This is a genomic window from Mariniradius sediminis, from assembly GCF_021491425.1.
Taxonomy (GTDB): domain Bacteria; phylum Bacteroidota; class Bacteroidia; order Cytophagales; family Cyclobacteriaceae; genus Mariniradius; species Mariniradius saccharolyticus.
This window is the reverse complement of the sequence record NZ_JAKEVZ010000084.1, coordinates 1-284: the sequence shown is the minus strand read 5'-3', so window position 1 is coordinate 284 and position 284 is coordinate 1. Positions and strand designations below refer to the sequence as shown.

Genomic DNA, 284 nt, shown 5'->3' with positions numbered 1-284 from the left:
AGCGAACACAAGGCCGTGGCCTATGACGTGTTCATGGAGATCGCCAAGGACTGGAGCCCCTGGCAGCGCTACGTGCTGCGGGTGCGGGTCATGGCCATCATCACGGTGATGTTCACCCTCAACATCAGCCGCTTCGGCGCCCTGTTGCTGGCCGCCGACGGCATGGACTTCAAGAAGGCCCGCCGCGCCACGTTAGGCTATCTGTTGTGGAAGCCGGGCCTTTTCCGCATCAGCTGGTCGAGCTACTGGGACTGGTATCGCCCGGGCTTCCATCCCTGGGATAA

General features: G+C 62.3%; 1 protein-coding gene. It reads left to right on the top strand.

Annotation, left to right across the window (positions count from 1 at the left end):
• Window positions 1-284 (top strand): metal-dependent hydrolase (locus L0U89_RS20370; protein ID WP_234863202.1); only part of this gene is annotated, 284 nt, incomplete at both ends.